This is a genomic window from Ruegeria sp. AF3 (genome assembly GCF_056536285.1).
This window is the reverse complement of record NZ_JBQFJM010000001.1, coordinates 1,953,406-1,972,571: the sequence shown is the minus strand read 5'-3', so window position 1 is coordinate 1,972,571 and position 19,166 is coordinate 1,953,406. Positions and strand designations below refer to the sequence as shown.

General features: G+C 56.8%; 16 protein-coding genes and 1 tRNA gene. 7 read left to right on the top strand and 10 right to left on the bottom strand.

What is annotated here, in order from left to right:
- Nucleotides 1–118: 118 nt before the first annotated feature.
- Together ACR3FC_RS09940 and ACR3FC_RS09935 are read left to right on the top strand one after the other, a co-directional pair.
- On the top strand, nucleotides 119–406 hold the full coding sequence (locus tag ACR3FC_RS09940) for an HU family DNA-binding protein (RefSeq protein WP_117871130.1): 288 nt from the start codon (nucleotides 119–121) through the stop codon (nucleotides 404–406).
- A 204-nt stretch (nucleotides 407–610) separates the two neighbouring features.
- Nucleotides 611–1,084, top strand: coding sequence for a GNAT family N-acetyltransferase (locus ACR3FC_RS09935; protein ID WP_480474614.1), 474 nt, complete (start codon nucleotides 611–613; stop codon nucleotides 1,082–1,084).
- A gap of 80 nt (nucleotides 1,085–1,164) precedes the next feature.
- On the opposite strand, the gene ACR3FC_RS09930 is transcribed toward ACR3FC_RS09935, so the two are convergent.
- The gene (locus ACR3FC_RS09930) at nucleotides 1,165–2,361 is read right to left on the bottom strand and encodes a BCCT family transporter (protein ID WP_480476874.1); all 1,197 of its coding nucleotides are present in this window, start codon (nucleotides 2,359–2,361) and stop codon (nucleotides 1,165–1,167) included.
- Between the two features lie 182 nt (nucleotides 2,362–2,543).
- On the opposite strand from ACR3FC_RS09930, the gene ACR3FC_RS09925 reads away from it, so the two are divergent.
- The 3 genes from ACR3FC_RS09925 to msrA all read left to right on the top strand — a co-directional run bounded on the left by ACR3FC_RS09925 (nucleotide 2,544) and on the right by msrA (nucleotide 4,512).
- On the top strand, nucleotides 2,544–3,428 hold the full coding sequence (locus ACR3FC_RS09925; RefSeq protein WP_480474612.1) for a DMT family transporter: 885 nt from the start codon (nucleotides 2,544–2,546) through the stop codon (nucleotides 3,426–3,428).
- A gap of 125 nt (nucleotides 3,429–3,553) precedes the next feature.
- Nucleotides 3,554–4,003, top strand: coding sequence for a peptide-methionine (R)-S-oxide reductase MsrB (gene msrB / locus ACR3FC_RS09920; protein ID WP_480474611.1), 450 nt, complete (start codon nucleotides 3,554–3,556; stop codon nucleotides 4,001–4,003).
- Nucleotides 4,000–4,512 (top strand): peptide-methionine (S)-S-oxide reductase MsrA, encoded by a 513-nt coding sequence (gene msrA, locus ACR3FC_RS09915; RefSeq protein WP_480474609.1) that lies wholly within the window; start codon nucleotides 4,000–4,002, stop codon nucleotides 4,510–4,512. The genes msrB and msrA overlap by 4 nt, the downstream gene beginning before the upstream one ends.
- A 39-nt stretch (nucleotides 4,513–4,551) precedes the next feature.
- On the opposite strand, the gene ACR3FC_RS09910 is transcribed toward msrA, so the two are convergent.
- The 8 genes from ACR3FC_RS09910 to ACR3FC_RS09875 all read right to left on the bottom strand — a co-directional run bounded on the left by ACR3FC_RS09910 (nucleotide 4,552) and on the right by ACR3FC_RS09875 (nucleotide 16,758).
- On the bottom strand, nucleotides 4,552–6,555 hold the full coding sequence (locus ACR3FC_RS09910; RefSeq protein ID WP_480474607.1) for a hydantoinase/oxoprolinase family protein: 2,004 nt from the start codon (nucleotides 6,553–6,555) through the stop codon (nucleotides 4,552–4,554).
- A gap of 72 nt (nucleotides 6,556–6,627) precedes the next feature.
- Nucleotides 6,628–7,665 (bottom strand): tRNA epoxyqueuosine(34) reductase QueG, encoded by a 1,038-nt coding sequence (gene queG, locus ACR3FC_RS09905; protein WP_480474605.1) that lies wholly within the window; start codon nucleotides 7,663–7,665, stop codon nucleotides 6,628–6,630.
- Nucleotides 7,666–7,739: 74 nt separating this feature from the next.
- Entirely contained in the window at nucleotides 7,740–8,405 is a 666-nt protein-coding gene (fzlA, locus tag ACR3FC_RS09900) for an FtsZ-binding protein FzlA (RefSeq protein WP_480474603.1), read from the bottom strand.
- Between the two features lie 58 nt (nucleotides 8,406–8,463).
- A complete protein-coding gene (mtgA, locus tag ACR3FC_RS09895; RefSeq protein ID WP_480474601.1) occupies nucleotides 8,464–9,198 on the bottom strand; it encodes a monofunctional biosynthetic peptidoglycan transglycosylase in 735 nt (244 codons plus the stop codon).
- A 39-nt stretch (nucleotides 9,199–9,237) separates the two neighbouring features.
- Entirely contained in the window at nucleotides 9,238–10,152 is a 915-nt protein-coding gene (locus tag ACR3FC_RS09890; RefSeq protein WP_480474599.1) for a Hint domain-containing protein, read from the bottom strand.
- Nucleotides 10,153–10,333: 181 nt separating this feature from the next.
- Nucleotides 10,334–14,866: a glutamate synthase large subunit gene (gltB, locus tag ACR3FC_RS09885; RefSeq protein ID WP_480474597.1), complete on the bottom strand. Its 4,533-nt coding sequence runs from the start codon at nucleotides 14,864–14,866 to the stop codon at nucleotides 10,334–10,336.
- Complete coding sequence (locus ACR3FC_RS09880; RefSeq protein ID WP_480474595.1) at nucleotides 14,863–15,300, bottom strand: GFA family protein; 438 nt, start codon at nucleotides 15,298–15,300, stop codon at nucleotides 14,863–14,865. The genes gltB and ACR3FC_RS09880 overlap by 4 nt, the downstream gene beginning before the upstream one ends.
- 24 nt (nucleotides 15,301–15,324) lie before the next feature.
- The gene (locus tag ACR3FC_RS09875; RefSeq protein WP_480474593.1) at nucleotides 15,325–16,758 is read right to left on the bottom strand and encodes an NAD(P)-dependent oxidoreductase; all 1,434 of its coding nucleotides are present in this window, start codon (nucleotides 16,756–16,758) and stop codon (nucleotides 15,325–15,327) included.
- Between the two features lie 231 nt (nucleotides 16,759–16,989).
- Between ACR3FC_RS09875 and ACR3FC_RS09870 the strand changes: the two genes are divergently transcribed.
- Entirely contained in the window at nucleotides 16,990–17,793 is an 804-nt protein-coding gene (locus ACR3FC_RS09870) for an undecaprenyl-diphosphate phosphatase (protein WP_480474591.1), read from the top strand.
- Here ACR3FC_RS09870 and ACR3FC_RS09865 read toward each other — a convergent pair whose 3' ends face one another.
- Complete coding sequence (locus ACR3FC_RS09865) at nucleotides 17,794–18,777, bottom strand: complex I NDUFA9 subunit family protein (protein WP_480474589.1); 984 nt, start codon at nucleotides 18,775–18,777, stop codon at nucleotides 17,794–17,796.
- Between the two features lie 201 nt (nucleotides 18,778–18,978).
- Between ACR3FC_RS09865 and ACR3FC_RS09860 the strand changes: the two genes are divergently transcribed.
- Nucleotides 18,979–19,065 (top strand) — tRNA-Leu (locus tag ACR3FC_RS09860).
- The last annotated feature ends 101 nt before the right edge of the window (nucleotides 19,066–19,166 follow it).

The window sequence follows — 19,166 nt, the reverse complement described above, 5'->3', positions numbered from 1 at the left end:
ACGTTTTCCCCATATTTTTAGGGGTTTCTGCGCTACTATTCGTTGTGTTTGGCCACAATATCCCGTTACAGTTACGCGGTGAGGCCCTATAGATCGGGCACGTTAAGGAGACCAAGAAATGGCAAAACCTATGACAAAGACTCAGCTGGTAGCTGCTCTCGCTGAGGAAATGGGAACCGATAAGAAATCCGCGAACTCTGCGCTTGAGGCCATCACCGGCCTGATCACGCGTGAAGTTTCCGCAGGTGGTGCAGTAACCCTGCCCGGCGTCGGCAAAATCTACTGCCGCGAACGCCCCGAGCGTCAAGTCCGCAACCCGGCAACCGGTGAGACCTTCACCAAAGAAGCCGACAAGGTTGTGAAAATGACCATCGCGAAAGCACTGAAAGACAGCGTGAACGGCTGATCCAAAGCGCTTGGAACCATGTAAAGGGGTGGCGGTTACGCGGCCCCTTTTTTTGTGCCTGAACTTCACATCCTACGGCCCGCGTAACTAAGTCATAAGGCATTAGGTTGTGACTAAAGGCTACAATTCAGCACTGGATGTCCTTGGCACGTTTTTTTCGGACAACCCTTTGATTTCCTGCTCGGCCCGCTAAATCCCAGTTCTATGGAACAGGATATTACCTTCACGCGACTGCCCCTCGTCTCAGCGCCTGAGATACTGGCGCATATGAGAAATCCAATTCTTGCCGAACACATGCCTCTCCTGACGCAGGATTGGGATGAGGAAACAGTCGCCGGTTTCATTCACGCGAAAGAGTCGTGTTGGGCGCGGGACGGCCTTGGTCATTGGGCAATTCTGCACCGCGGACAATATGTGGGATGGGGCGGTTTTCAAAAAGAAGGTGAAGAGTGGGATTTCGGGCTGGTCCTGAAGCCCAGTGCATTTGGACTGGGTGCCAAAATAGCGCGTCAGGCCATCGCATTCGCAAAGCAGGACAATCGTATTCCATTCGTGACATTCTTGCTGCCGCCCTCACGCACGAAACTGCGCGCAATGACTAAACTCGGCGCGTATTTTGTTGGGCAAGTAGACTACTCTGGCCACAGCTTCCTCAAATATCGTCTCGACACGGAATGAGGCGCGAACCGGGCAGCGCCAAAACACGGCTGCGGGCCCCGATGTCGAGGCCCGCTTTTGTTTTGGTAGGTTAGAAACAATCAGTGAATCGTCTCAACCTTGTGGAAGTCCAGATCACGATCTTCCGGCATGGCGTCGATACTCATCACTTCTTTGCGCTTGGTGACAAGGATATAGACCACACAAGCCAGGTAGAGACCGACTACGACGGCTCCGATCCATTGGATTTGCAGCCACTGGCTCTGGAACAGCAGGGTCAGGACAAACAGCAGCGCGACGTTGCCGGCGACATAGGTCGCCTTGCCAAACCGCTCGGCGGTCATGTTCAGGTTGTCCGTATAGAGCCTAATTAGAGAGTCCAGCGAGTTGATCACAAAGGTCACGCCCACGATTACCATCGCGATATTGGTGATCCCTGCGGTGCTGATACCGTTCAGATGATAGTAGTAGAGAACGGTGAACCAGATCCCCAGCGGGATCGACGGGAAGATCAGCAACGCCGCCAGCAACTGCCAAGTCTTCAACCCGCCCACAAAGCGCGAAGTAAACTGGCCAATCATGATTGACCACGCAAACCACCAGAACAGGTAGAAGGCATGGTAGTCAGTCAGCGGCAGGACAAATTTGTGCATATTGGTGAAATAGGCGCCAATGTTACTGCCGGTTTCGACAAACCCGGTCATTCCCATACCAGCGGCCGCCCACATTCCCAAGATTAGCGCCATGAATAGGAAGGTCGAGCCCACCGACAGGATCCGCACATATTTCAGGTCGGTCGACGAGTATGCCGCCGCCAATATGACTACAAACACGATGACGTAGAAGGTGGTAACGACAGATTCGCCATCTCCGACCTCTGGCAGGTAGCCAGGCAGGTAGATCAGGAACAGGCTGGCGGTAAAGGCGCAGGTGCCAATAATGACCACGTTGTTGATCAGTTTGACCAGCGGGATCTCAAAGAAGTTCACGCGCGGTTCGATCACGCAGAAATAGAAGGCTGTCAGGAAGTAAAACGCCCAGATCAGAAAACCCCAGAAACCGAATTCGATCGCCAGTGGATTAGCAAAGGCATATGCCGGATCTTCGGCATACCCACCAAATTCTGTCAACGGGAACATGATCAGGCCAACATCCAGACCGGACGTAAACAGGATCGCGATGAATGTGAAAAGGTGAACAGGTGTCACGCCAACGCAGCGCAGGTTCCACCATTTCACGACGAAGAACGCGACCAGGCCCAACGCCAGTAGGACGCCAAAAGATAGAATGTATTCCAGAAGCACCGACAACCCTCCCTTGATATGTCAGATCCCGGAGCTGATAGCTTTAATTGGTCAGTCAATCAACGAAAACGTAAGGGCGACTTTCTTGTCATCACATATGCGTCTTTTATGACGCGCAGCGCTTGCGACCGATCACAAAATCGGGGACAGTCCGCGCAAAGTGACAGGGGGTCTCCATGGATCTGCGCGCCATAGCCATGGGGCTGACATTTGCCCTGATCTGGTCGTCCGCCTTTACCTCGGCGCGGATCATAGTGGCAGACGCCTCTCCTTTGTTTTCGCTGGCTCTGCGGTTTTTGATCTCAGGGGTTCTGGGGGTTCTGATTGCCCGGGCGATGGGGCAAAGCTGGCACCTGACTCGGAACCAATGGCGGGCGACAATTCTGTTCGGTATCTGCCAAAATGCCCTGTATTTGGGTCTGAATTTTTACGCGATGCAAACGGTCGAGGCTTCGGTTGCGGCGATTATCGCGTCCACAATGCCCTTGCTGGTGGCACTGGCAGGGTGGCTTATTTTTGGCGAGAAACTGCGCCCTCTCGGTATTTTGGGTTTGTTTGCCGGATTCACCGGCGTCGCCCTGATCATGAGCAGCCGGATCAGTTCTGGTGTCGACATGTTCGGCGTCGCGCTATGCGGCATCGGAGCTTTGGCGCTGACCTTTGCCACCCTCGCGGTTCGCGGCGCAACCTCAGGCGGCAATTTCATGATGGTCGTGGGCCTGCAGATGCTTGTAGGTTCCGCCACGTTGTTCGTGGCCGCTCCGATCTTTGAGACCATTTACATCCACCCGACGCTGCCACTGGCATTGGCGTTCACTTACACAACCCTGTTTCCTGGGCTGCTGGCCACGCTGATCTGGTTCCTTCTTCTGGATCGCATCGGCGCGATCCGCGCAGCCACGTTCCACTTTTTGAACCCGGTATTTGGTGTCACGATTGCGGCCATATTATTGGGCGAAAAACTGGGCGCGATGGACGCAATTGGCGTTACCGTCACGACGCTGGGTATTCTTGCGGTTCAGCTGTCACGCCAACCTTCTGGCAAAACGGCTTCGGCCTAAAGCAAGGACCCAAATGTTTGCGTCTGACCGACTGCACGACTGTGAGAGCTGTTTGAAATATCGCTTTGCTTTCTACCCTGCAGCCCCCAGATAATGGCTCAAACGTCAAATCAGCCGGAGGATCCATGACACGCTACACCAAAGACCCCACGGTTATCGCGGCGCTTTCGCCCGAAGAGTTTCATGTCACCCAACGCAACGGCACCGAACGACCGGGGACAGGCAAGTATTTGGGGAACAAGGAACCGGGCATCTACGTGGACATCGTGTCAGGCGAGCCGCTGTTTGCTTCGACCCACAAATACGAATCCGGATGTGGCTGGCCCAGCTTCACCAAGCCGATCCTCCACGAGCATGTGGAGGAGTTTCGCGATACGACGTATGGTATGATCCGGACCGAGGTTCGCTCGAAACACGGCGACAGCCATCTGGGGCATGTCTTCCCCGACGGCCCGCGAGAACATGGTGGCCTGCGGTATTGCATCAACTCGGCCTCGCTCAGGTTCATCCATCGGGATGAGATGGAGGCTGAAGGTTACGCCGAATTCCTGATCCACGTGGAGGAAATCCAATGACTGAACAACGTGCTGTACTGGCCGGAGGCTGCTTTTGGGGTATGCAGGACCTGATCCGCAAGCTGCCGGGCGTCTTGCGAACCCGGGTGGGCTACACCGGAGGCGATGTGCCCAACGCAACCTATCGCAACCATGGCACCCACGCCGAAGGGATCGAGATCTGGTTTGACCCGTCGCAGATCAGTTACCGCGACCTGCTGGAATTTTTCTTCCAGATTCACGACCCGACCACGGTGAACCGGCAAGGCAACGACCGAGGCATGAGCTATCGTTCCGCGATTTACCACGTCGATGAAGCCCAAAGAGCAACTGCGCTGGATACTATCGCAGATGTGAATGCCAGCGGCATGTGGCCGGGAAAAGTCGTAACCGAAGTCGAACCCGTCGGCGATTTCTGGGAGGCCGAACCCGAGCATCAGGATTATCTTGAGCGCATCCCGAACGGATATACCTGCCACTTCCCGCGCCAGGGCTGGGTTCTTCCCAAACGTGCCAGCGCCGCAGAATAATGCACCACCTGCCATGCCCCTCTGTACAAGTCAGAGGGGCTAGCCCGTCGCAACCCGCGGTCGCCCGCTTGCCTCGACCGTGATCATTGCCTCGACAAACACATCATTGGCCTCGACCCGCGCGGTTTTGATGTCGCGATCCACGATCACGCGGATATCTTCTGCACCGGCTTCGCGCACCGCACCTTCAGCTTCCGACCTCAGAACATTTTCCAGCAAAGCCAACGCGTCTTCTGATGCGGAAAAATCCTTGGGCCCGCCCTCGAGATGTACACGATACCGCCCTTCGGCAGGGCTTGTCACCGTGCCCGATCGCCGTAAGGTCAACCGTCCCACGACGGCGCCAATCGCATTGGCTACGCCCGCATGTTCCGGCAGGATCATCCGGCAGTGCAGCCGTTCACCAACCGTCGGGTAATAGCTGGGGGCTGATGCCCCAAGCCCCACAACATCAACGTTTAGAGCTGCGGTCAGCGACAACAAACCGCGATGCCGCGCCAATCCGCGCTGTGTCAGGACATGCCGCGCCAACTCCTGTGGCGGCAGCCCGAAACTGTTCGGTTCCTCATCAAAAGCAGCCTCTAACAAGATCAAACTGGTCTGTTCCGTCAACTGGTCCACGATCATTTGCGCCAGCGCCTCGGCGGAACTTGCCAACATATCCCCGGACCCGACCCGTTTGCGCGCGACCAATTCAAGTGCCTTACGGGCGGCTTCAGCATCCCAGGCATCCACCCGCCCCAGTACATGGCTGGCATCCGACGGCGTCACGCCCGAGATCTGAACGATCCCGCGATCCACCAACCGGGTCAATGCGCCGCTTTCCATTCGGGACCTAAGCAAGGAACCAATCGGCAGAACCTGATCTCCCAACCGCTCCAACAGGGCTTCTTCGCGCACATCTATACCGTCGTCACGTATTCCCGGCACGCGTCGGGCAAAGCGCGTATCGTGCTCACCCACCGTCGTGGCCCGCAATTGCTCGTCCAAAACGGCATGAACGATCTCGGGCGCTTCCGAGGCGATCAGGGACACCGGAAGAACGCGGCGCGGCCCCAGAAACACACCGCCCTGCAATCCCTCGGTAACGACATGCACCTGACTGTCGCCTCCAAGGCCATGGGTGCGCATCGCAACTGCCTCGACCATGGTGCGGAACCCACCTACCTGTGCCCCTGCCGAGTCGATCGCGGGCTTACCGTCACGGATCAACGCCACGTCAGTTGTCGTACCGCCAATATCCGACACCAACGCATTCTCTGCGCCAGTCAACCAGCGCGCGCCGACAATTGACGCGGCAGGTCCGCTCAGGATCGTTTCAATGGGGCGTTCACGCGCCTGTTCAGCACTCATCAACGCCCCATCACCGCGAACAACCATCATCGGGGCCATAATCCCCAACTCGCGCAGCCGGTCCTGCGCCCGCCCGATCAAACGGTCGATCATCCCGATCAGCCGCGCGTTCAACACTGCCGTCACGGCGCGTTTCGGCCCATTCAGCTTTGCCGACAAGTGATGCGAACATGTTACCGGAGCCGCGGTTCTTTCCGAAACGATTCGCGCGGCTTCAAGTTCATGCGCGGGATTACGGGTGGCAAACTGAGCGGCTATGGCAAAGCCTGAAATCCCCTTGTGAGTGTCTAAAAACTGCTCCAGCGCGGCAACATCCAATGGTGCAGCTTCGCTGCCAGAATGGGAATGCCCACCAGACATAACCAGGGCCGGGTCCCCTTTTAACGCGTCCTTCAAACCGTGCTTTTCAAGGTCGCTGTCTTTGAACCCGATATAGATCAATGCAACGCGCCCGCCCTGCCCTTCGACCAAGGCATTTGTCGCCAATGTAGTGGACAAAGAGGCCATTGAAATCTGATCCGGCGCAACTTTTGCCTGCTCCAAAACGGCAGAAATCGCCTTGCCTACACCAATTGCCAGATCCGCACGTGTGGTCAGGGACTTGGCCGAGGCTATTACCTCTTTTTCATCCCGGATCAGTACCGCATCGGTATAGGTTCCACCCGTATCCACCCCCAAAGCCAGCGCCATCGGGTTCTCCTTACTGTTCGCTGCAGATTGGTGTAGCGATTGGGGCCGACACGTCCAGCCTGTTTGCGGCAATTATGAAAGTTGTTCCACCGCCCAGCGCGCTGCGTCGGCCACGGTTTCATCTGGGTCATCTGTCAAACTTTGGGCCGCGGCCCTCAGTTTCGACTGCCCCGAGTTTCCAATGGCATAAAGCACGTTGCGCACAAACCGGTCGCGCCCGATCCGTTTGATGGGTGAGCCCGAGAATTTCGCTCGGAACGAAGTATCATCAAGCGCCACCAGCTCTTCCAGCGCAGGCGCCGCCAGATCTTCGCGCGCTGCATAGCGCAGGTCGCTTGCGGCAACCGCAAACTTGTTCCACGGGCAAGCCGCAAGGCAATCGTCACAGCCGTAGATTCGATTGCCCAGCTTTCTGCGAAGCTCAGGCTTCACAGGGCCTTTATGCTCGATTGTCAGATAGGAAATGCACCGCCGTGCGTCCAACTGATACGGGCCCGGAAAGGCGTCCGTGGGGCAGCTGTCCAAACAGGCCCGACAAGACCCGCAGCGATCAATCTCAGCGGGATCCGCGGGTATATCCAAAGTTGAAAAAACAGACCCTATAAAGGCCCAATTACCCCACTCCCTGCTGACCAGATTCGTGTGTTTCCCCTGCCAGCCCAACCCGGCGGCCTGCCCCAAGGCTTTCTCCGGCACGGGTGCAGTGTCAACAAACACCTTAACCTCGCCGCCCGCCTCGGCAATCAGCCACCGCGCCAGGCGCTTCAGTCGCTTTTTGACCAGATCATGATAGTCTTTGTTCTGCGCATAGACAGAAATCGCCCCGTGGCCGCGTTGCTTCAAGACGTCTGTAGGATCATGTTCCGGCGTGTAACTCTCGGCCAGCATGATCACTGATCGCGCCTCGGGCCAAAGGGCCGCAGGATCACCGCGCCAATGCGTCCGCTCGGCCATCCATCCCATCTGCCCATGATACCCTGCGTCCAGGAACGCTGCCAAACGCTCGGGAACTTTTGGAACATCCCAGGGGCGGCAGACACGGCACGCAACAAACCCTTCTTCAAGGGCCTGCTGTACCAGCTTTTCCTTCAAATCAGATCCGCTCTTCATCTGGTTAAAAATATCCTCGGGGGGAATCGCGCAGATGCGCGATGGGGGGCAGACAGCCCCCCGGGCGCACCCTATCAGAAATCCAGATCCGCGTAATGGGGCGGCGGCCGGAAACCCGGCACCTGATCCGCAAGAATAGAGCGAAACGCAGGGCGCGATTTGATTTTCGCATACCAGTCCTTGACCACCTGACTGCGGTTCCAATCCACATCCGAGATATAGTCCAGCGACGACAGGTGCGCCGCTGCCGCGAAATCAGCCAGTGTCATCTGATCACCGGCCAACCACCGGCGGTGATCCAACAGCCATGCCATATAATCCAGATGGTACTTGATCGCTTTGGCACCCTGTTTGACGTTCTTGCTGTCAGGATAGCCCTGACCCGTCACTTTTTTGTTCACCCGTTCGTACAGCAGCTTCGACGTCACCTCATGATGGAATTTGTCGTCAAACCAACCGACAAGGCGCCGTACTTCGTATCGGGCTTCGGGACTTTTTGGCATTAATGATGGTTCGGGGCGGGTTTCCTCAATATATTCGCAGATCGCCGCGCTTTCCGACATCATTTGTCCGTCCAGACGCAATACTGGTACTTTACCCGCAGGGTTTCGGCGCAAAAAGTCGGGATCCTGCTCCCAGTATCGCTCTTCGACAAGCTCAACCTCGATCTTCTTTTCCGCCAAAGACAGCCGAACCTTGCGGCAATACGGAGAGAGGGGAACATGAAACAAACGCGCCATGGGCTTCCAATCGAACCAGTGAGTACCCGACAGATTTAGCCTTGGCAGGCGACGGGTTTCAATCCTCGAAACAATCTGCGCGACCATCTGCGCGGATGGTGGCCGCCCCATCCAGAATAGATGCCGCCCGTCTGCGCGTACGCGCCGTCGGATCTGTGACTGACCTGTTGCGCGGTGACGGCAGAATGGCGGCAATCCGCGCTGCCTGAACTGGGGTCAGTTTCGATGCGCTGGTGTTGAAATACTGTTGCGCGGCAGCCTCGACCCCAAAAACGCCATTCCCGGTTTCGGCAACGTTCAGATAGACCTCAAGGATGCGCCGCTTGCTCCAGAAAATCTCGACCACAGGTGTGATTGAAGTTTCCAGCGCCTTGCGTATCCAACTGCGCCCCTGCCAAAGGAATACGTTCTTTACCACTTGCTGTGTAATGGTCGAGGCGCCGCGATTTCCGCCATCCTCAAGCGCATCTCGAATGGCCTCTACATCAAATCCCCAATGCAGGCAGAAATTCGCATCCTCTGCTGCCACAACCGATCGCGCCATGATCGGGGCCATGTCCTCGATCGGTACCCATTCACGCTCAACCTTTCCCAATCGGCGCCATTCTGACCAGATCGTATGGGTTACAGGTGGGTTCACAACCGAATACAACAGGATTATCGCAAGCAAAGCTCCTGCAATTGCCGCAACCGCACGAGTCAGCCAACGGCGTATCTGACGCACCGTTGGTGATTTCCTGCTGGATGCCTTGTTTTTCTTACCGCTTGATTTGCGGGCTGCTTTCTTCGCCATACTTCAGCTATACGACGCGCGGTCCGGGTTTGAAACGGCCTAAATTGCGAAGGCGCGCGCTTCGCGCGGGTGAACAACCGGGCGTGCGGTTTCTACCGACATCGGATCATGACCTGCCAGTTCAGGGAACAGATGCAGGACCTCGCTCTGCGTTTCGCGGTCCGAGGCCGACAACGCATGCCCCGGATAATAGCTTTCGCTTTTGGCACCATTGGCGATGACGATCTCGTGCTGCTTGAACAAAAGGTGGAAATACTCCACCTCACCGCCTTCCACGCGGGTCACCGTTTTTCCATTGACCAGAGCATGTGCCGGAATCAGCGCTTCAGCGTGCCCGGACAGATACGAGGCTCGCCAGTCTTCAATCAGCATCCTATGCTGAGGCGAAACAAGCAGCGGACGATCCAGGTCGAACACTCCGGCCTCAAACCGGATCGGGGCCAGCTTTCCTTCGGCGGCTACCACTGTACGCCCAACCCAGATCAAAGGCTGAGGGCCATGATCCACGGTCGTGACCAGATCACCGACCTTAAGATCTTCCACCGCGCGTTCCCCATCCGGGGTCATTATCATGGTGCCCCGCGTAAAACAGGGCGGGCCCAAATTGCCGACATTCAGCGGCCCCTGTGTGTTGACGAAGGTGGCTGAAACAAATGTTCCCGGCTGCAAGACCTGGCCGTCTGTCGGTGTAAAAACCCGAGATCCATCAGCCAGATAAAACGTGGTGCCGGTATAGGTTACATTCCCGACGCCCGCGACGTTGATGGTAACAGTGTCTCCTGGCCAGGAATTCGTAACGTCTTGGCCATTGACTGTATCACCACTCGGTGCATCAATTTCGTTGTCATCATCTGCATCGATCAAAGTGAAACTGCTAACCGCGACAGCCGTTCCCGCAGGCGGCGGGTTTGCTGGATCGAAAGTATAAAACTGATCCTGATACGGTGTTGGCATCCGGTTGCCCCTGTCTGCTTATCATCTGGTGCCTAGATTGGCCCATGATTATCGCCTGAGTGTGAAGAAAGATTGGCGATTTTCGGATAAACGGGCAAGATCTGCACTGAAACGTCGTTAATATACGAACCCCGCGTGGTGCAAATGACACGCGGGGTTTCGCGAGGTAAAAAGTTTCGGCTTATTCCGCCGGAACTGCTTTGACTTCAACACTCAGTGGGTGGCTAAGTTTGTTCAGCATTTCCTTCGGGCAAACCTGCAGGAAGTTGCCTTTTTCCACATCCCAATGCTGAAGAATATCAGCAGCCTTGCGGCTTTGTGATTCAGAAGCGTGACGCATGATAAGCGTTTTTAACTGCTCTTCCCAGTGGTCCACAGTGACCGGGCAAGTGACTAGCGTTTCCCTGTTCATCAGCGCCTCTGCCTTGCCTTCGGGATCATACAGATAGGCCATTCCGCCTGTCATGCCCGCACCAAAGTTGGCTCCGATCGTTCCAAGGATAACAGCGACACCGCCGGTCATGTATTCACACCCGTTGGAACCGCACCCCTCGACAACAACCTTGGCGCCAGAGTTCCGCACCGCGAACCGTTCACCGGCGCGACCGGCGGCAAACAGATACCCATCAGTGGCCCCATAGAGAACCGTATTGCCAATGATCGTATTGTCATCTGCTTTCAGCGGGCTGACCTGCGGTGGGCGCACGACGATCATACCCCCGGACAGGCCCTTACCGACATAGTCATTGGCATCGCCCGACACTTCCAGCTTCAGACCCGGGGCCGCAAAAGCTCCCAGCGATTGCCCGGCAGAGCCTTGCAACTTCACATGCAGATGGTCGTCCTGAAAGGTGTTCCGCATCCCGAAATTCTGCACAATATGGCTGGACACACGGGTTCCAACGGTCCGGTGCGTGTTCTGCACGGCATAAGACAGCTGCATCTTTTCACCATCCTTCAGGAACCGGGCCGCATCACGAACGATTTCGGCGTCCAGCGTATCCGGCACCGCGTTGCGCTCTTTGTCGCGGTTGTAGACGATGTTATGTGCCCCATCGACAGTGATCAGCAGCGGATTGAGGTCCAGATCGTCCAGATTCGCCGATCCCCGGCTGACCTGAGCCAACAGGTCGGCTCGGCCGATGATCTCGTCAACCGAGCGCGCACCGAGGCTGGCCAGCAACTCTCGCACTTCCTGGGCATAGAAAGTGATCAGGTTCACCACCTTGTCCGCATTGCCGGTGAACTTGGCGCGCAGGGATTCATCCTGCGTACACACGCCCACCGGACAGGTGTTCGACTGACACTGACGCACCATGATACAGCCCATGGCGATCAGCGCGGCGGTACCGATGCCGTATTCCTCGGCCCCCATCATCGCGGCCATGACAATGTCGCGCCCGGTACGCAGACCACCGTCGGTCCGCAGGGTGACGCGATCCCGCAGGTTGTTCATCGCCAGAACCTGATGCGCCTCGGTCAGACCCATCTCCCACGGCAAACCGGCATATTTGATCGAGGTCGCAGGCGACGCGCCTGTACCGCCATTGTGACCCGAAATAAGGATAATATCCGCTTTCGCTTTGGCTACACCGGCAGCAATCGTGCCAACGCCCGAGGACGCTACCAGCTTGACCGTCACCTTGCAGCGCGGGTTGATCTGCTTCAGATCGTAGATCAGCTGCGCCAGATCCTCGATCGAATAGATATCGTGGTGCGGCGGCGGCGAGATCAGCGTCACGCCCTTGGTCGAATGGCGCAGGCGCGCGATCAGGTCGGTGACCTTCATACCTGGCAACTGACCACCTTCGCCGGGTTTTGCACCCTGAGCGACCTTGATCTCAAGCTCTTCACACTGGTTGAGGTATTCCGCAGTCACGCCAAACCGGCCCGAAGCCACCTGTTTGATCTTGGCCGAAGGGTTGTCGCCATTGGGTTCAGGCACGAAATGTGCCGGATCTTCGCCACCTTCGCCACTGTCGGATTTCGCACCGATCCGGTTCATCGCCACGTTCAGTGTTTTATGCGCTTCGGGCGACAATGCACCCAGCGACATACCTGGCGTGACAAAGCGTTTGCGGATCGAGGTGATCGATTCCACCTCTTCGATCGGCACCGGCTTGCCCAACGGTTTGAAATCCATCAGATCGCGCAGATGAATTGGCGGGTTCGACTGCATCTTGGCCGAATACTGCTTCCACAGCTCATACGAAGCCTTGTTGCAGGCCATCTGCATCATGTGCATCGAGGTCGCTTCCCACGCGTGGGTCTCACCTGACTTACGCGCCTTGTAGAAACCACCGATGGGCAGTACATCCAGACCGCTGTTCCAACCCTTGGCATGGATTTCTTCGGCCTTGGCCTGAATACCTTTGATACCGATACCGGAAATCCGGCTCGTCATACCGGGGAAATACTCGGCCACCATGGCACGGCTGAGGCCGACGGCCTCAAAGTTCAGACCACCGCGATAGGACGAAATGACCGAGATGCCCATCTTGGCCATGATCTTCAACAGACCCTGATCAATCGCCTCGCGATAGCGCGCGACGTTTTCTGTCAGGGTTCCGTCCAGCAAACCGCGGTCGATGCGGTCGGCCAAAGAATCTTCGGCCAGGTAGGCGTTCACCACAGTCGCACCACATCCGATCAGAACGGCAAAGTAATGCGGGTCCACACATTCGGCCGAACGAACGTTCAACGAACAGAAGGTCCGCAAACCCTGACGCGTCAAATGGGAATGCACAGCGCTGGTCGCGAGGATCATTGGTATCGCAATCCGATCCTCGCCCGACCGCATATCAGACAGGACAATATGCCCGGCACCAGATCGCACCGCCTCTTCGGATTCGGCTCTGATACGGGCCAAAGCTTCGCTCAATGCGCCTTGACCAGCCTCGAAGCTACAGTCGATTTCCGCCAGCGGCGCATCAAAGTTCTCAACCAGTTTGTCCCATTGCGCGTTGCCGACAAAGGGGCTTTCCAGAACCACGATCTCGGTCTGGCTGCTGTCTTCGTCCAGCACGTTCTTGAGGTTGGCAAACCGGGTTTTCAGCGACATCACGCGGTATTCACGCAGGCTGTCGATCGGCGGGTTGGTCACCTGGCTGAAGTTCTGACGGAAAAAATGGCTCAGCGGGCGGTATTGTTTTGACAAAACGGCCGAGGGCGTATCATCCCCCATGGATGCCAAGGCTTCCTTGCCATCCTCCGCCATCGGAGCAAGGATTTGTTCCAACTCTTCTACCGAGTATCCCGCAGCAATCTGGCGCTTGCGCAACTCGCCACCCGCAAAGATCGGAGCTTCGGTCACACCCGCAAGCGTTTCGTCCAGGTCGTTTATCTTGCCAACCCATTCGCCGAATGGAAGCGCGCTGGCCAGTTTGTTCTTGATTTGGGTGTCGCGGTACAGCTTGCCTTTTTTCATGTCGACCGCCAGCATCTGACCCGGCCCCAATGCGCCTTTTTCGGTCACGGTGGCTTCGTTGATCGGCACCATTCCGGCCTCCGACCCTGCGATGACAAGGCCATCGCCAGTCACGACGTACCGCATGGGGCGCAGCCCGTTCCGGTCCAGACCAGCGCAAACCCAGCGTCCATCGGTCATCGCCAGCGCGGCCGGACCATCCCATGGCTCCATCACCGAGTTGCAGTAGGAATACATGTCGCACCACGCTTGCGGCAGCTCGACCGCCTGCTTGGACCAGCTTTCCGGAACCAGCATGGTTTTCGCCATCGGGGCCGACCGCCCCGCACGCACCAACACCTCGAAAACCGAGTCTAATGCGGCGGAATCTGACGAACCACCAGCGATGATCGGCTTGATGTCTTCGGCATAGTCACCAAAAGTTCCGCTAGCCATCCGGATTTCATGGCTTTTCATCCAGTTGACGTTGCCCTTGAGGGTGTTGATCTCGCCGTTATGGGCCAGCATGCGGAATGGTTGTGCCAGCCACCATTGCGGGAAGGTGTTCGTGGAATACCGCTGGTGGTAAATCGCAAACGCCGATTCAAAGCGGTCATCCATCAGATCGGGATAGAATACAGCGACCTGTTCAGCCAGCATCATGCCCTTGTAGATGATCGACCGGCAGGACAGCGACGCAAGATAAAGGCCCGAAATGCCCGACGCCAAGGCCGCTTTTTCGATGCGACGACGGATGACATAGAGTTCGCGCTCAAAAGTTTCTTCGTCCACACCCTTGGAGTTCGAGATCAGGATCTGCTCAATCTCGGGTCGGGTTGCATTGGCCTTTTCCCCCAGGCAAGTCACATCGACAGGCACGTGTCGCCAGCCATAGATGTAATAGCCCATACGCAGAACTTCGCTTTCGACGATAGTCCGGCACCGCTCCTGTGCGCCAAAATCGGTGCGGGGCAGGAAGACCTGACCAACTGCAATCAGTTCATTCAGCTTTGGTTCGTGGCCCGTGCGGCGGATCTGATCATAGAAGAAGGGAACTGGAATCTGCACGTGGATGCCCGCGCCGTCGCCGGTCTTGCCATCCGCGTCCACGGCTCCGCGATGCCAGATTGCTTTCAGGGCATCAATCCCGGCATCCACCACCTTGCGAGACCGTTTGCCATCCACGGACACAACAAGGCCCACACCACACGAAGAATGCTCTTCTGCCTCGGAGTAGAGACCATTTTCGGCCATCCACTTGCGTTTTGCTTCTTCTGCCCGCACCCAATCGGCATCATATTTGGTCATTGGCTGTCTCCTTCGTCAGAGAGGGAATACATGGCTTCGACCTCGGCTTTGGTCATTTGCCGACGTTCGCCTGCGAACGCGTATCCCTCGGGCTTTTTGTCGATATAAAGTTCAAGTTTCAGCGGGTTGCCTGTTGCATTTTCAAACAGGCCAGCCGCCATTTGTGTCTGTCCGTGCATCTCACCCGGTAGCGTGATCCGGTACCAGAGCGAGGATCCGCATTCGTCGCAAAAGGCACGTTCTGCCCAGTCGGACGAGGTAAATGTCTTGACCGGGCCTAGCGCGGCATAGCCTTCTTTCGCCTGAAACGTCACCAGCATCGAACTGGTCCACCGACGGCATTGGTCACAGTGACACGCCCCCAGCGCATCCCGCGCCGGTGTAGCTGTTACAGTGACCGCACCACACATGCATTGGCCTTGAAGTTCCGACATTTCGAACCCTCCTGAAAGCTGGGGTTATTCCGCTGCGACGGCAGTCTTGGCATTAAACCGGTCGATGATCGCGTCGGCGCAGTCGCGCCCGTCACGGATCGCCCATACAACCAGCGAAGCACCGCGCACGATGTCGCCAATTGCGTACACACCTTCCATTTCGGTTTCCCCGGTCTGGAATGCTGCCCGGACCGTTCCCCATCGGGTGACGGGCAAGTCGGGCTGCCCGAACAGCGTTGGCAGGTCTTCGGGCTCAAACCCCAATGCCTTGATCACCAGATCGGCGTCCTCGACATAATCCGCGCCTTCGATCACTTCGGGGGCCTGGCGACCGGATGCATCGGGTTGCCCCAGGCGCATTTTCTGCACCATCACGCCGGAAACCTTGTCGTCGCCCGTGAACCCCTTGGGTGCACTGAGCCATTCGAATACCACGCCTTCTTCCTCGGCATTCTGTGTCTCGCGCTGCGAACCCGGCATGTTAGCCCGGTCACGACGGTACAGGCATTTGACTGACGTCGCGCCCTGGCGGATCGATGTGCGCACACAATCCATCGCGGTGTCACCACCACCGATCACGACAACCTTCTTGCCCTCGGCATTCAGCCGTCCGTTGTCGAAATCCTCAACAGCATCACCAAAGCTTTTTCGGTTTGATGCGGTCAGGAAATCGATTGCCTTCTCGATCCCGGCAAGACCACTGCCCGGCATGGACAGATCCCGCGACTTGTAAACGCCCGTCGCGATGATGACCGCGTCATGCTTGGCGTGAATTTCCGCGAATTTGGCAGCGTCCACGTCGCAGTTCAAAACGAACTCGACACCGCCGTCAGCCAACAGGTCGTTGCGCCGCTGGACGACTTCTTTTTCAAGCTTGAAGCCCGGAATGCCATACATCAGCAACCCACCCGCACGGTCGTAGCGGTCATAGACCGTGACCTGAATACCGGCCCGACGCAGCATGTCTGCCGCGGCAAGACCGCCCGGCCCACCACCGATGATGCCGACGCTTTCACGGCGCTCTGCCGCAGGGACCACTGGCTTGACCCAGCCTTTTTCCCACGCCGTGTCGGTAATGTACTTTTCGATCGTTCCGATGGTAACTGTTCCATGACCGGATTGTTCGATCACGCAATTTCCTTCGCACAAACGGTCCTGCGGGCAGATGCGGCCGCAAATCTCGGGGAAGGTGTTTGTCGCCTGGCTGGTTTCGTAAGCTTCTTCCAATCGTCCGGTTGCAGTCAGCCGCAACCAGTCGGGAATGTTGTTATGCACCGGGCAGTGCGATTGGCAGTAAGGCACACCGCATTGACTGCAACGGCTGGCCTGTTCTGCTGCTTTCTCGGCAGCGAATTCTGCATAGATCTCGTTAAAGTCTTCTCTGCGGTCATTGGCGGCACGCTTTTCCGGCATGACGCGGTCGATCTGCACAAATTTCAGCATCGGTTGCTTGGCCACGGGTCAGACTCCATGAATTGGCTTGGTTCGATTTCTTTATGCGATGCGCAAACGGATGAAAAGTCATATATGCTGACCTAATATGAGAATTTTTCGCCCTCCCGCTCGAAATCGGCAAATAATGGAGGGAATTTTAGGTACGATCCGGACCTATATGAAGGCTTTCCTTTTCCCCACTGCCCTTATAGCCATACACAACAAGAAAATCGTGGCGACAGCACGGCAGGGCAGATGAGTCTCTTCCACCTGATTCTCGTGGCAATCATTCAGGGAATAACTGAGTTTTTGCCCATTTCGTCTTCGGGTCACCTGATCCTGCTGCCGAATTTGTCAGGCCTTCAGGATCAGGGTCAAGCCATAGACATCGCGGTGCACGTTGGAACCCTCGGAGCGGTCGTTCTGTATTTCTGGACGGATGTGAGGCAGGCCCTTGCCGGGTTGCCGCGCGCCTTGACCGGCCGGACAGATACGCCGCAGGCCCGTTTGGCTCTGGGCCTCATCATTGCAACAATTCCAACCGTGATTGCAGGTCTGATCCTGCATCTGACCGGGTTAAGCGAGGCCATGCGTTCGATCGCTGTAATCGGATGGACAATGCTGGGCTTTGGCCTGCTGCTTTATTGGATTGACCAGAAAGGCCCCCAGACGAAAGGGGCGTCTGATTGGGGTGTGCGCGATGCTTTCATCATGGGGCTGTGGCAGGTTCTTGCGCTGATCCCCGGAACATCGCGATCCGGGATCACCATTACAGGAGCACGTCAACTGGGCTATACCCGAGCAGACGGCGCACGGATTGCCATGCTTATGTCAATCCCAACCATTCTGGCCTCAGGCACACTGCTGACACTGGATGTGATACGCGACGCTGATGCGCAACTGGCACGGGACGGGGCCATTGCCGCGGCATTTGCTTTTGTCTCGGCACTTCTGGCGCTTAGCCTTATGATGCGACTGCTGCGCAGTGTCAGCTTCACGCCCTATGTGATCTACCGCGTCATACTGGGCGCGGCATTGTTGTTCATGGCCTACAGCTGATCAGATACGCAGGTTTTTCGCCGAGTTCTGAATGTCGTCATACTGCCCCGATGGGCGGAATTTCCAAAGATATTCCGGCAGCACCGATTCCAGAGTGGTCGGCGCAATGCCAAGATCCGCAAAGGACTTGGCCCCGTCAGATACCACGTTGTCATGACGCAGATTCCTGACCTGGTCGCGGGTCAGAATGTTGTTCGGGAACAGCTGGAAGCTGACGAATTTCGCAATATCCAGCACGCCCGCCATAATCCGGGCAGCAAAGAACGGCAGACCGACAATGATGCGCCGCCGGTGGATCACTTCAAGCATCTGTTGCATCAGGGCGCGGAAGGTTTTCACTTCCGGCCCGCCAAGCTCGTACACGCCCGGCTCAGCCTGCCCCAGAATACCTTTGACCGCTGCCTGGGCCACGTCGTCCACGTAGACGGGTTGGAATTTGGTCTCAGCACCAACCACCGGCAGGAACGGACCCATGCGAGTCATCCCGGCAAATCGGTTAAAGAACTGATCCTCGGTACCGAAGATCACAGATGGGCGAAGGATCACCGCATCCGGCATGTGCTTCAGCACACCCGCCTCGCCCAGCGCTTTGGTCCGGGCATAATCGCTGGCCGCGTTTGCATCTGCACCAATAGCCGAGATATGCACCATTCGACCAATGCCCTGCTGTGCGGCCAAGCGCGCAATACGCTCGACCCCTTCGGTCTGAACGGCATCAAACGCGTTCTTGCCCAGTTCATTAAGCACACCCACACAGTTCACCACGACATCGGCGCTCTGCATTGCCAGCGCGACCGAGGCGTCATCGCGGATATTGCACAGCACAGGCTCAACCTGTCCCACGGCGCCGTAGGGTTTCACGAACATGGCTTCGTTCGGGCGTCGTACAGCCACCCGCACACGCCACCCCTCTCTCGCCATGCGCCGCGCGATGTAGCGACCGACAAATCCCGATCCGCCATAAATCGTCACCAGTTTCGACATGAGAGGGCTCCTGCTGAGAAATTGCGCCCTAGAACTAACGCCCGCAGGCCAGCCAAACAAGGCACTAATTCGCCGCGCCGGTCATGAAATATTCAGGCCAAAACTTCAGTTCGAAAACCGAACTTAAAAAACTTTCAAAATTCATTCAGAATCCGGTTGACGCCCCCCGCCAGTCAGCTTAAACGCCGCTCCACGACACCTGCCCAGGTGGCGGAATTGGTAGACGCGCTAGCTTCAGGTGCTAGTGTCCGTATGGACGTGGAGGTTCGAGTCCTCTCCTGGGCACCATTTCTTCCCAAAGAAAATATGGAAGCAGCCGCCTAATGAGCTGGTGATGTCTGAATCGGTGTCTTATCGCTTCAAATCATCTTTGAAACAGCGGCGATTCT